This is a genomic window from Paenibacillus sp. FSL M8-0142, assembly GCF_038597315.1.
GTDB lineage: Bacteria > Bacillota > Bacilli > Paenibacillales > Paenibacillaceae > Paenibacillus_AQ > Paenibacillus_AQ lactis.
Genome location: NZ_CP152008.1, coordinates 335,657 through 349,063, shown reverse-complemented (window position 1 = coordinate 349,063; position 13,407 = coordinate 335,657). Strand labels below are relative to the sequence as shown.

The window sequence follows — 13,407 nt, the reverse complement described above, 5'->3', positions numbered from 1 at the left end:
GAACCTGGGTAACTGACGCTTGCGCTTGCGCGAACAAAGGCGGGAAACTCCCCTATCACGAAATAAACAAAAGCCAGGACAGACCGAATAAAGGCTCTGCCTGGCTTTTTCAATTCTACAATTTACGGAGCTCGATGTCCGAAGTGCCCGTGATCCGCGAAATATCGAACTCCCTGAACTGATACGTCGGCGTCGCATCTTGCAAGGCGCCACTCCCCTTCTCCAGCTTCGCTGCATTGGCGGGCGTGTTCAGTTTTGCCGGATAATACTCGATCTGAAGATCGGTCTTGCCCGGAACCGTAACTCCGGGCAGCTGCTTGACCAGCTCCAGAAGGCGCTCCTTCTCTTGGTCCAGGCTGCCCTCCGCAACATCGGCAAACACCACGATGTCTACATTCTGGCTAACCGGCTCGCCGCTGCAGGAATCCAGCTTGTCGTATTCCCGCACCACCTGCTTCATATTGCAGCTCACCCAGGCCTGAACGAAAGCGCCGTCCGGATACAGCCGGTCGATGACCGGCTCCGCCTTGTCACGAAGCTGCGCCCCCCATACACGATTGAGGTAGGTTTCACCGGATGGGACCGGCGGGCTGCCGTCGGTGCTGTCCAGCGTGAATTCCAGCTCAGGAGCTCCTTCGGGAATCGCCGTAAGATTGTATGATCCGACAGCCCATATATAGTCCATCTTGGTGACCTTGAACGGCTCGCCGTATTTTTGCTCCAAATAATGTTCGGCGGCTTCCCGAACAACCTGCTTCTCCGCAGCCGACTTGGTAAACGGGGCGGTTCCCTCCGTGTAACCGACATACACGGATCCGGCAAGCAAGAGGAGACCGATCACCGTGCGCGCGGCGATGGCACCTGGTGAAGACAGCTGCTGCTGCCGTTTCTGCTCCAGCCACGGTTTCTTCGGCGACCGGTAGGTAAAATAAATAATCGTGATCACGATGCCCGCAATATGCAGCGCAAGTGCGGCCGGCAGCGCCAAAAAGCCGAGAAAGCCGAGCGTCAGCAGCAGAAAATAAAGCACAGCTCCCTGCAGCGCCATAAGCAGCGCCCCGGTAATGATCAGCATCGGGGTCCCGATGTAGAATAGGCCGAGGCCTGTAAAGATCACGGAAAGCACCACCGCGGTCAGCTGATGTTTCTTCACTGGTCATCCGTCCTTTTTAAGAAAAATTCCGCCCCATCCATCCGTCGAAGCTTTATTATAACAGCCGCTCCCCCGTTAGAGAAACAAAAACCCATCCACCTCGCGGGTGCATGGGTTGATTGGCCTTCACAGCATCCTGCTTATTCCTTCGGATGAATCATCTCTTCCGGCCGCACGATCCGGTCAAATTCCTCGGCGGTCAGCAGCCCGCTCGCCAGCGCAGCTTCCCGAAGGGTCGTGCCCTCTTGATGCGCGCGTTTAGCGATCGCGGCCGCATTCTCGTATCCGATATGCGGATTGAGCGCCGTCACCAGCATCAGCGACCGCTCCATATTGCCACGGATGACTTCGAGATTCGCTTCGATGCCGACCGCGCAGTTCCGGTCAAACGAATCCATCGCATCCGACAGCAGGCGTGCCGATTGCAGGAAGTTATAGATGATCACCGGCTTGAATACGTTCAGCTCGAAATTGCCCTGGCTTGCCGCGAACCCGATCGTTGCATCGTTCCCCATCACCTGGCATACCACCATCGTAAGCGCCTCGCTCTGGGTCGGATTTACTTTGCCCGGCATAATCGAGCTTCCCGGCTCGTTGGCCGGTATGGTCAGCTCCCCGATGCCGGAGCGGGGCCCGCTCGCCAGCCAGCGCACGTCATTGGCGATCTTCATCAGATCGGCAGCCAGCGCCTTGAGCGCTCCGTGCGCAAAGACCACTTCGTCATGGCTTGTCAGCGAGTGGAATTTATTGCTGGCAGAGGTGTAGCTTTTGCCGATCTGCAGGCTGATTTCCGCCGCGGTCATCTCGCCGAATTTCGGATGGGCGTTGATGCCCGTACCGACGGCCGTTCCGCCGATCGCCAGCTCCCGCAGCGGCTCGATCGAAGAAGCGACCATAAGCTCGCATTTCTCAAGCATACGGTGCCAGCCGCTGATTTCCTGCCCCAGCGTAAGCGGCGTGGCATCCTGAAGATGCGTGCGGCCGATTTTAATGAGATCCTTGTACTCCTCGCTCTTCTCTTTCAGCGTCTTCTTGAGCCGTTGAAGCGACGGCAGCACGCTGTCCTCCAAGGCGATAACGGCCGCCATATGCATCGCCGTCGGGAAGGTGTCATTGGAGCTTTGGGATTTATTCACGTCATCGTTGGGGTGAATGCGCTGGTCGCTGCCTTTTTCCTGAAGCAGCTGGTTCCCCCGGTTCGCGATAACTTCGTTCACGTTCATATTGGACTGCGTGCCGCTGCCTGTCTGCCAAACGACAAGGGGAAAATGCTCATCATGCTTGCCTTCAATGATTTCATCGGCCGCGACGGTAATGGCCCAGACCTTATCTTCATTCAGCTTGCCGAGCTTGCCGTTGACAATCGCGGCGCTCTTCTTCAACACGGCGAACGCCCGGATAATCTCCTTCGGCATCGTTTCCGTGCCGATCCGGAAATTCTCGGAGCTGCGCTGCGTTTGGGCGGCCCAGAGCTTATCGGCAGGCACCTTCACCTCACCTAGCGTATCCTTCTCAATACGGTATTCCATCTTGTCTTCCTCCTTTGGCATTCTTGACTTCAGCATTAAACGCTTTATAGAGGTTGTTCAAAAAGTAGTCTTTTGATCACGAAGTGAATCAAGAAGTAACTCGGCATCGAATCTTGAATTCAGCCGGGCCTAAGCAGATGCTTCCGAAGCATGTTTCCTGCGGAAACATTTTAGTGCTCACGTACCCAAAACAGCAGATGCTTTCGAAGGCGTTTTCTGCGAAAACGTGTAGCTCCGCTCCTGACGTCCCTAGCTTCATCCAACCTAAAGCGTTTTGAAAAAACGCACTTCGGAAGGATAAGCCTCGGTGCTGAAAATTCGACTTTTTGAACTCCTATTTATATTCCATCTCCCCTATTATGGCACAGTCTGGCGCCGGAGAAAAATGCCGCGGCATGGAGAAGCGTAATGAGGGCACGGGTGAGGATTGCAGACGGTGTGGCGAAGAGAGATGAAGCACGAAGAAGGATTGCAAACGACGTGGAAAATAGGCGGACTAGCGATTCATGCCAGCCATTCAAACCAGCGCCCATGGCCGTCGGCTCTAAGGATGGTCTGTTCGCTCGATATGCCGCCGACAATAAAGTCGGCATGGAGATCGCCATCCCACATGTTGTTGTACACATGGACGATGTCGCGTTGTTTACCGATCGTGCTCAGATGATGGAGCAGCCGATGTTTGTTATCCTCGGGAATCTGGTTGGCTACATGCGTATGAAAGACGCATACGACGGCCTCTCCGGGAATGTCCCTCACAAGATCGGGCAGCAGCTCCGTCCCGTCCCCTTCTATGAACCGAATATCAGACCGGCTCTTAAGAAGAGCTGCGGCCTGCTCGAGCATCGATACCCGGCGGGGATTGCCCGGCCAAATGAGCGCCCGCAGCCATAATACATCCTCTGCGCTGTGCACATCGTTCACGTGAAGATCGATCCCCATCCGGTATACGACCGGGGGACTGGAAGAGAGCAGAAACGGGGACTTCCCGCCCTTGATCTCGGAATCGATGCGAACGACGGACTCCTTGTTGCCGTATACCTCCTGGCCACCGTAAGCATAGCTGTACTGATCCCACAGCAGTTGCAGTCCGGCGCTGCACCCCAGCTCCACAAGGGCAAGCGGCTTCCGAACCTTGGCATACACGGAGCAGAATACCGGATAAAGATACGCACAGCGACGGACCTCGTTCGTCTGCACCCGCTTGCTTCGGAGGATCTCTATAATCCCTTCCCTATGCTCCAGCACAAATGACCGGAAATGCGGGTAGCTTGCCTCCATTTCCTTCGGCTGCTCCGCGAGCCCCGGGTAATAGGCGCTAAGCACCGCCCCCTTCCCCTTTAGCAGCAAATATTGAACCGCTCCGAACAGCAGATTGGGCACTGGCTGTCCGGGCGATGCCTGCGCAGCTATCGACAAAACCTCCGCATCGCCGGCGATCTGCCGCGCCAAATGCGCGTACAAATCGCTGGCTCCCGGAAACTCCTTATCGGCAAAATGCTGAAACTCCCTCACCAGCCGCTCCTGATCCATATGTCACTCTCCTAACGAAAAAATGTATAGACCGGTCTAAGACCATGTTACATCTTTCCAGCCGCGCTTTGGATTGCGATCTTTTATCGGTCCGATAAGAGAAACAGCGGAATGGTTCAGGACCTATTCCGATTATGCGCCGGGGCGGTCCAGCCGATACAACCCGCGATACCTTGGGTAGCGCTCCATCAGCTCGTCGTGCGTACCGCGCATGACGACTTTCCCTTGCTCCAAGAACAGGATCTCATCCATCTGCTCGACGCCGACGAGATGATGGGTCACCCAGATCAGCGTCCGGTCCTGAAGGCTGGAGAAAATGGTAGAGAGCAGCTCGCGCTCCGTTCTGGGATCCAGCCCGACCGTCGGTTCGTCAAGGATAACGACCGGACTCTTCTGCAGCAGAATGCGGGCAAGGGCCACTCGCTGGCGTTCTCCTCCTGAAAAACGCTGCCCTGCTTCCTGCATGCGGGTATGGAGGCCGTCCGGAAGGGAATCGACCAGCGTAGTTAGCTGGGCCATCGCAGCGGCCTGCCGGATATCCTCTTCCGTGGCATCCGGTCGTCCGAGCCGGATATTGTTTGCCAGCGTGGTGTCGAATAGATGAGGGCTCTGATTCAGGACGGAAATCACGGACGAGATATCGTCGCCAAAAAGCGCTGCATCCGTGCCGCCGATCGTGACCGTGCCCGATGAGGGTGCCAAGACGCCCTGGATAAGCTGCAGCAGGGTCGATTTGCCGGCTCCTGAACGTCCGATGACCGCCACCTTGGCTCCGGCGGGAACGTCAAGGGAAATGTCCCGGAGCGCGTGTGTACCGTTGTCCAAACAGCCTGATGCTGTCGCGCCTGCCCAACGTGCCGAATGTGCTGCATCTGTCGCTTCTGGTTGATATGCTGTATCTGCCGCTTCTGGTTGATATGCCGCATCTGCCGTTTCTGGTGAGTGTGCTGCTGGCGAATATGCTGCTTCTGTCGCATCTGGCGAAGGTGCTGCTGGTGAATGTGCTGAGTGTGCTGCATCTGTCCCATTTGCATCGTATTGAAACGAGACGGCCTCCACCTTTATATGCGCGCCGCTTCGAATGACGGCATCCACTTCGCCCCGGCTCAATGACAGCTGCTCCGGGTATCCAGTGGTGGCGGAGCCCTCTCCATGCCCGATGGCCTTCAGTCTCTGAACCGATTGACCGTACAGCGGAATCCGCTCTACCGCCTCGGACACCGGCAGAAAAGCGTCCATCAGTGGAAACACCGCAAGCACCATCGCCGCGATCAGCGTAACGTCCAGTGAACCGCCCGCATACTCCTTGCCAGCTACATACACGACCGTGACGACCGTTACCGCAACGACCGAATGCCCGATGAAGCCGCGCAGCCGCGCCCACCGCTTGAGCGCCCGGTCGGTCCGGTCCACCTCGGCTTCATCCTCCTCGTATCCCGTCAGAAACTGCTGCTGCCGGCCGCTGACGTACCATTCATGCATGCCAAGCACCGCATCGGTCAGCTTCTGGTACAGCCGGTTCCTTGCCTGCTTCATCTCCCGGTTCTTCCGCTTCGTCAGCAGCAGGGAAATGAGCGGCAGCACGAATACCAGAACGGCCACATACAAGGCCAGCAGAAGAGCAAATCCCGGATCGAATCGTCCAGCGGCCGCAATCACGCCGGCATATAGGACCAGCGCCACGAACGACGGAAATACCGTGCGGATGTAAACGTCCTGCAAATATTCAATGTCATCGGAGAGCACGCCGAGGAGATCGCCGGTCCGGTAGCGGGAAGTTAACCGGAGTGCCTGAGGCTCCAGAATCCGGTACAGCCTCAGCCGCATCCGGGACAGGATACGGAGAATCGTATCATGCCCCACAAGGCGCTCCGCATAATGCAGGACGGCGCGTCCGATCCCGAATGTGCGGACACCTACCGTCGGCACGTACACCATCAGAATGTTCTCCGGACGGAGCGCGGATTTGGAGATTAAATACCCGGACGTAAACATCAGCATGCACGCAAACAGAACGGTAAGCACGCCGAGCATGGCAATCAGCAGAAAGCGCCAAAAATTTGCCGTCACATAAGGCCGAAACCACGATTCCTGCTTCATCCGATTCCCTCCATCTGCGAAGTAATCAACCCGTAATACACGCCCTTCAATTGCATGAGCTCCTCATGCGTTCCCGTCTCTGCGACGCGCCCCCGGTGGAGCACGATGATAACATCCATATCCTGCATCCAATGCAGTCTGTGCGTAGCAAGGAATACCCACTTGTCCCGGAATAGGGACAGCATCGTCTCTTTCAGCTCATATTCCGTCTCGATGTCAAGATGGGCCGTCGGCTCATCCAGCAGCAGCACCTGCCGCCCGCCGAGCAGCGCTCTCGCCAAGGCGACGCGCTGGGCCTGCCCGCCGCTTAAGGCTCGCCCTCCAGCTCCAATCATTTCATGAAGTCCATTCGGCAACGCGCGCACAAGGTCAATCAGTCCCGCCGCCTCAACAGCGGCCCGTACGTCCGCATCGGAAGCATCCGGCGCATAGAACCGCACATTATCCTCAAGCGTACTGCTGAACAAATACGGATGCTGCGGCATATACGTCACCCCGCTTCGCCAAGCCTCGCGGTTCCCGTCCTCCAGCGTCACGCCGTTCAGCCTGATCTCACCTGCGGTAGGAGCCGTAAAGCCACCAAGCAGATCAATCAGCGAGGATTTGCCGGCTCCGCTCTCCCCCACGATCCCGATCCTGCCCTTGCCCGGAATCCGGAAGCTGACGTCCTCCAGAGAAGCCGGCCCGTGCTCTTCATGCCGCAGGCCGACACCGGACAGCTCCAGCATGCTGCAATCATCCCATCGAAATACAGCCGGCGAGCTTCCGCAGTTTGTCGAACTATCCTTAATTTTAAGTATCGGGGCCGAGAGAGGCGTTCCGACTTTACGTGCCGTATCCGTTGTCGCCGCATGCGGTGCATCAGCTGTCATCCCCATTGCGGTATTGATTGTCTCGACTTTGGCCGCGTTAGTCGCTCGGGCGATAGCCGTGTCGGTTGTCTTCGGCACCGCTCCTTCAGCATCGGCAGCTGCATCAGCTGTGTGTATCCAACCTGCACCGCCGGCAGCCTCACCAACACCCGAATGGGCCACAGCGGCTTCGCCGAAGCCAACGGCGCCCGTATACCGAGCAGTCTCCACCGCTTCCGGCTTGCCGGTCTCCTCGGCCCGCGATGCCCGAATGATCGACTGCATCGCTTCCCCCGCCTGCTTGCCGTCCAGCGTCGCATGGAAATCGGCGCCGACCATCCGCACCGGAAGGAAGTACTCCGGCGCGAGAATCAGAACCAGCAGCGCCGGCAGCAGCTCGATACTTCCGTTTATGAGCCGCAGACCAAGGTTGACCGCAACGGACGCAACGGACAGCATGGTGAAGAAGTCCAGCGCGAAGGAGGACAGAAAGGCCACGCGCAAGGTGCGCATGGTCGCTTTCCGGTAATCTTCGCTGACCTGCCGAATGCTGCCGCTGTGCTTGCGGCTCTGGCCTAGAAATTTCAGCGTCATAAGCCCCCTGAGCGAGTCGACGAAATGATTGGACAGCATCCGGTAAGAATCCAGCTGCCGCTCAGTCTGCTTCCTTGCAGCGAGGCCGACAAGAATCAGGAAGGCAATCAGAATCGGCATGGTCACGAGCAAAATAATGCCCGAAATCCGGTCGGTCATGAATACGTACAGCCATACCAGCGCAGGAGTTATGCCCGCGCCCATCATCCGGGGGATGGTCAGCTCCGCATATTTGCGGAACTTGCCGATGCCCTCCAGCACAAGCGTAACCACATTGCCCGTTCCTTCCTTCCGGATCAGCGCCGGCCCTCTCCGGAAGAGCACGCCGAGCAGCTCCTTACGAAGGCTTGTGCCGGTCTGCTCCGCAGAGCGCTGCGCAATCCCTTGCTGGACGGCTCCGACCCCGTGCCGCATCAGAAAAGCAAGCAGGAACAGGGCAATGGTTCCCCCCTGCTCCTGCAGCGAGGCTCCCGCGAACAGCGCGGAAACCGTCTGTGCAAGCCATTTGGCCTGCAGGAGGATGGCCATGCTCTGTGCCAGGGTACATACGGCGACCAGAAGAAACGTCGTCTTGGCGCCACGGTAGCCCAGCAGATCTTTTCCCATCAGTATTCCAAATGCTCCTTCTCATGTACCCGTTTGTGGAAAACGAAGTAACTCCAGATTTGATAACCCAAGACGAAAGGCAGCAGCGTGACGGCCACGATGGTCATCACCTTCAGCGAATACGGGCCGGAAGCCGCATTATAGATCGTCAGATCGAACGCCTGGCTGATAGAGCTGATCATGACCCGCGGGAACAATCCCGCGAACACGGAGGCTACCGTAAGAGCGATCACGGCACCGGTCATCCCGAACGCCCAGCCATCCCGCTTGAGGCTCATGAAATATCCGCCGAGCAGGAAGGCCAGCAGCGCCAGCCCCAGCAGAACGGCGATCAGGCCGCCCCGGCGCTCGAACACGTCCGTCATGAAATACGTCATGACGCCGAATGCCGCGAACAGTCCCGCAACCGGAAGCAGCAGCTTCCGTGCCATGGAGCGTGCGCGCTCTTGCAAGTCCGAGGTCGTGCGAAGCGTCGTGAACATCAAGCCGTGCAGCAGGCACAGCAGCGTCATCGTCAGCCCGCCAACCACCGTATAGGCATTGACGATATCGAAGAAACCGGCGTGCATTTCCATTGCTTCGTTAATCGGCAGCCCCTGGATCAGGCAGGCAAATACGACGCCGAGCAGGAACGGAGGCAGCACGCTGCCTGTGAAAATGGCGCCGTCCCATACCCTTTTCCAGCGGGCATTCCCCACCTTCCCCCGGAACTCAAAGGCTACGCCGCGGCCGATCAAGGCCAGCAGGAGGAAGACAAGCGGAATGTAGAACCCGCTGAACAAGGTCGCGTACCAGTTCGGGAACGCCGCGAACATCGCGCCCCCTGCCGTTAGCAGCCATACCTCGTTCGCGTCCCAGAACGGGCCGATGGAATTGATGAGCACGCGGCGCTCCGTGTCGCTTTTGGCCAGAAGCTGCGTGGACATCCCAACGCCGAAATCAAAGCCCTCGAGAAAAAAGAACCCGATAAACAATACCGCAACCAGCACAAACCATACTTCATTAAGAGACAGCATTGTAGCCCTCCTTGTTAAACGGATCGCTTGCGTGGCGGTGGTCCGCCTCCTCCGCATACGGCCCTTTCTTAATCACCTTGACGAACAGATAGGCCATGACAGCCGCCAGCACCGCGTAAATCGCCGTAAACACGATCAGCGAGAACAGAATCGACCCGGCGCTGACATTCGGCGAAATGCTGTTCTCCGTCGTAATGAGCCCGAACACCGTCCACGGCTGGCGCCCGATCTCCGTCATAATCCAGCCCGAGCTGTTCGCTATGATCGGCAGGGAGATGCCAATCAGCATCATGCTCAGGAACCACTTCCCGGCCTGCTCGACCTTTTTGCGCAGCATCAGCCAAGCACCGTACAGACCAAGCAGAATCATGGCCGTTCCGGCCGCCACCATAATCCGGAAGCTCCAGAAGGTCGTGCGCACCGGAGGAATATAATCGCCCGGGCCGTATTCCTGCTCGTACTGGTACTGCAGCTCTTTCATCCCGATCACTTCGCCGCTAAATTTGCTGTAAGACAGGAAGCTGAGCAAATACGGGACTTTGAATTCCGCCGAGTTCTCCTGCTTATCCGGATCGATCGACGCAAAGACCGTCCACGGCGCCGGGTCATCGCTCGTTTCCCACAGGCCCTCCGCAGCAGCCATCTTCATCGGCTGAGTCTGCACGAGGTACTGCGCCTGCTGGTGGCCGAACACCGCAACCAGAATGGAGGTAATCAGGCCAACCACAATCGCGAGGTTGAACGATCTTTTGAAAAAGTCCAGGTCCTGCTTCTTCATCAGCTTATACGCGCTCACCCCGGCTACGAGGAAAGCGCCGGTAGCCAGCGCCCCGAAAATCGTATGCGGGAACTCCACCAGCAGCTGACCGTTCGTGATCAGCGCGAAAAAGTCGTTCATCTCCGCCCGACCGTTGTTGATCTCGAATCCGACCGGACGCTGCATGAACGAGTTGGCGGCCAGAATCCAGAACGCCGACATCAAGGTGCCGAAGGACACCAGCCAGATGCTCAGCAGATGGACCTTCTTCGAAAGCCGGTCCCAGCCGAAGATCCACAGGCCGATGAACGTCGATTCGAGGAAAAAGGCCAGCAGTGCCTCGATCGCCAGCGGCGCGCCAAACACGTCCCCGACGAACCGGGAATAATCGGACCAGTTCATACCGAACTGGAATTCCTGCAGAATCCCCGTCACTACGCCGACCGCAAAGTTAATGAGAAACAGCTTGCCCCAGAATTTGGCCATCCGTTTATACACGTCCTGGCCTTTGACAACGTACATCGTCTCCATGACGGCGATCAGAAACGCCAACCCGATGGAGATCGGTACGAAAATAAAGTGAAAAATAGTTGTCGATGCGAACTGTATTCGCGCCAGCATCACCGGATCCATAACATACCCCTTCCTTTAGCTCACGTCATCATTTTAACTTTGATTCTTTTAGTATTGTCGCAGACTGGAGCAGGCAGGATTGTGATTAACATCACAATATCGGAGTCGAAAACGGATAAAAAGTTATAAATTTGTGACAAAAATCACGAAGTCCCGAACTTAAAAGGGACAGGCCCGCCATCCCTGGTGAGCCTGCCCCTTGTATCCTATACCACGTGCCTCTCCCGGCGCGCGTCGTTCCTCATCACTGCTGCACGACCCTCGTCGTTATTGCTCGTACGATGCGGCATGCAGATCATTGCATTAGCTTGTACATTTTATTGAACCGGACCCACCTCAGTCTCGATCAGCTTAAACTCTATCACATCCGCAATCCCGCGGTTCGTGATGCGGATTTCCGGAATGACCGGGAGCGCGATGAGGGAGAAGGTCATGAACGGCGCGTTGATGAAGCAGCCAAGCTCCTTCCACGCATCCTCCAGCGCCGCCACCTCCTCGGCCACGATTTCCACCGGGCGGTCAGCCAGAAGGCCGGCAATCGGCATTGCCACCTTCGCCAGCACCTTCCCGTCCCGGACGACGATCATGCCTCCGCCGCAAGCCGCCAGCTCGTTGGCGGCAAATGCCATATCGTCCACATTCGTGCCCATCACCAGCAGGTTGTGGCTGTCATGGGCCACGGTCGAAGCGACCGCACCCGACTTCAGACCGAAGCCGCTCGCGAACCCTAGCGAGATTTGGCCGGTTCCGCGGTGACGCTCGATACAGGCAAGCTGCACGACGTCCTGCTCCAGGTCCGGCCGGATGATACCGCCCTCCACCGGGAGAACCGCCGTCATTTTAGCTGTACGGGCACTGTTCTCAATGACGCGCACGACATTGACTTCCGTTCGCGCTGCCGAACCCGATTTGCTGCGGAGCAGGAAATCTTCCGGGGTGAGGGCCCGGGCTAGACGCACCGATTGATAAGCCTTCTCCGGGTATTGGTAGGACGGAAACTCCACCACAAGGCGGCCGTTCTCCGCAACGACCTCGCCATCGGCAATGACGACCGATGGAACCATGCGCTTCAAATCGTCAATGAGCAGGATGTCCGCCGATTTTCCCGGGGAGATGCTGCCGAGGTCCAGCTCCATTCCGAAATAGCGAGCAACGTTGATCGTGCCCATTTGAATCGCGGTTACGGGGTCAACCCCTTCTTCCATCGCCCGCCGCACGATATGGTTCATATGGCCGAGCCGCACCAGCGTCTGCGGGTATACATCGTCGGTAATGAGCGACATGTTGTCCGTGCGCACCTTATCCTCGGTCACCACTTTGATGACCTCCTTGATGTCCTGCCATGCCGAACCCTCGCGGATCATCAGATGCATCCCGAGCCTAACCTTCTCCAGCGCCTGCTCCCGTGTCACCGTCTCGTGGTCGGAGCTAACCCCTGTAGCCAAATAAGCCTGAAGCATTCGGTCATCCTCAGCCGGAAAATGTCCGGTTACCGTCTTGCCCGCACGCAGCGTTGCTTCAATCTCTCCGAGCATCGTCGGATCGCCGTTCACGACGCCTGGGAAGTTCATTACTTCACCGAGGCCTGCCGTGCCGGGCCAGGTCAGCCCCTCTTCGATATCGGATACGCCAAGCTGGGCGCCGCCATCCTCCAGATCGAATGTTGCGGGGACGCAGGAAGGAATGGTCGTGAATACCTTCAGCGGCAGCTGCTGACCTTCCTCATGCATCCAGCGCACGCCTTCCATGCCGAACACGTTGGCAATCTCGTGCGGATCCATATAGATACCGGTCGTTCCGCTTACGATGGCCGCCTTGGCAAATTCGGTCACCGTCAGCATCGTGGATTCGACGTGCATATGGCCATCAAGCAGTCCCGGCGTAATATACCGCCCTTTGCCATCAATCACTTTCGTGCCCTCGCCGATGGTATGATCCGCATTGCCGATATAGGCAATGCGCCCGGCTGCAACCGCCACGTCCATATTCGCTTGAAGCTCGCCCGTAAATACGTTGACCAGCGTGCCGTTCTTGATCACCAGCTCGGCTGGCGACTGCCCCAAAGCAACCTGTCCCAGCTGCCGGCTGACCTCGTATCGTTTATGTCTTTTGCTTGAACTCATGATGATTGCACGCTCCCCTTTTTTGCTGATTGGATATCTACGCAGTGAGTCTGATGATGCCCTTCATCGCAAATTTTTCACGCATGGAGGGAGGGGCCCATGGTTTAGATCAATACGATCCCCCTGAGCTGCCGGAACGCAAAACAACCCGGACAGCGTACCTGCCCGGGATGCCTAAAGATTGAATTCATCAAGATGAGAAAGTCCCTTGCTTATCTGCTGCGCTCGCGTAATATTGCCGCTGATTCCGGATTAGACCTTGCGCCGGTCCCACTCGGACGAATACGTGAAACGCCACGCGTACCGGGGTACCGCCATGCCTCGCGATTCCCCTTCAAAGCTCGGGCTGTCCTATTCTCATCTTTTATGTAGTCAAGTCATTTACGGTAACCTGGTAGAGACGCCTGGGCCCTATTCCCCGGCATATACATCAAGATTTGCTGCTAAGACCTTTACCCTATTCAATTCTACTCATTTGTTGTTAGAATTATAATCCTCCTGTCCAAGAAGTCAAG

8 protein-coding genes and 1 riboswitch are annotated in these 13,407 nt (G+C 57.2%); all 8 genes read right to left on the bottom strand.

Annotation, left to right across the window (positions count from 1 at the left end):
* Positions 1 to 115: 115 nt before the first annotated feature.
* Positions 116 to 1,153 (bottom strand): hypothetical protein, encoded by a 1,038-nt coding sequence (locus NSQ46_RS01555; protein WP_342576172.1) that lies wholly within the window; start codon positions 1,151 to 1,153, stop codon positions 116 to 118.
* Positions 1,154 to 1,293: 140 nt separating this feature from the next.
* Positions 1,294 to 2,682: a class II fumarate hydratase gene (fumC, locus tag NSQ46_RS01550; protein ID WP_007128884.1), complete on the bottom strand. Its 1,389-nt coding sequence runs from the start codon at positions 2,680 to 2,682 to the stop codon at positions 1,294 to 1,296.
* Positions 2,683 to 3,186: 504 nt separating this feature from the next.
* A complete protein-coding gene (locus NSQ46_RS01545) occupies positions 3,187 to 4,212 on the bottom strand; it encodes a DUF2332 domain-containing protein (RefSeq protein WP_340898518.1) in 1,026 nt (341 codons plus the stop codon).
* A gap of 132 nt (positions 4,213 to 4,344) precedes the next feature.
* Positions 4,345 to 6,312 carry an amino acid ABC transporter ATP-binding/permease protein gene (locus NSQ46_RS01540; RefSeq protein WP_342576170.1) on the bottom strand — a complete coding sequence of 656 codons (1,968 nt, stop codon included), beginning with the start codon at positions 6,310 to 6,312 and terminating at the stop codon, positions 4,345 to 4,347.
* The gene (locus NSQ46_RS01535) at positions 6,309 to 8,363 is read right to left on the bottom strand and encodes an ABC transporter ATP-binding protein/permease (RefSeq protein ID WP_007128887.1); all 2,055 of its coding nucleotides are present in this window, start codon (positions 8,361 to 8,363) and stop codon (positions 6,309 to 6,311) included. Before NSQ46_RS01535 ends, NSQ46_RS01540 begins: the two co-directional genes overlap by 4 nt.
* Positions 8,363 to 9,379, bottom strand: coding sequence for a cytochrome d ubiquinol oxidase subunit II (gene cydB, locus NSQ46_RS01530; protein ID WP_007128888.1), 1,017 nt, complete (start codon positions 9,377 to 9,379; stop codon positions 8,363 to 8,365). The genes NSQ46_RS01535 and cydB overlap by 1 nt, the downstream gene beginning before the upstream one ends.
* Positions 9,366 to 10,769: a cytochrome ubiquinol oxidase subunit I gene (locus NSQ46_RS01525; protein WP_342576169.1), complete on the bottom strand. Its 1,404-nt coding sequence runs from the start codon at positions 10,767 to 10,769 to the stop codon at positions 9,366 to 9,368. The genes cydB and NSQ46_RS01525 overlap by 14 nt, the downstream gene beginning before the upstream one ends.
* A gap of 317 nt (positions 10,770 to 11,086) precedes the next feature.
* The gene (gene ade, locus NSQ46_RS01520; RefSeq protein ID WP_341342543.1) at positions 11,087 to 12,892 is read right to left on the bottom strand and encodes an adenine deaminase; all 1,806 of its coding nucleotides are present in this window, start codon (positions 12,890 to 12,892) and stop codon (positions 11,087 to 11,089) included.
* A gap of 349 nt (positions 12,893 to 13,241) precedes the next feature.
* A riboswitch (purine riboswitch) is annotated at positions 13,242 to 13,343 on the bottom strand.
* Positions 13,344 to 13,407: the final 64 nt, after the last annotated feature.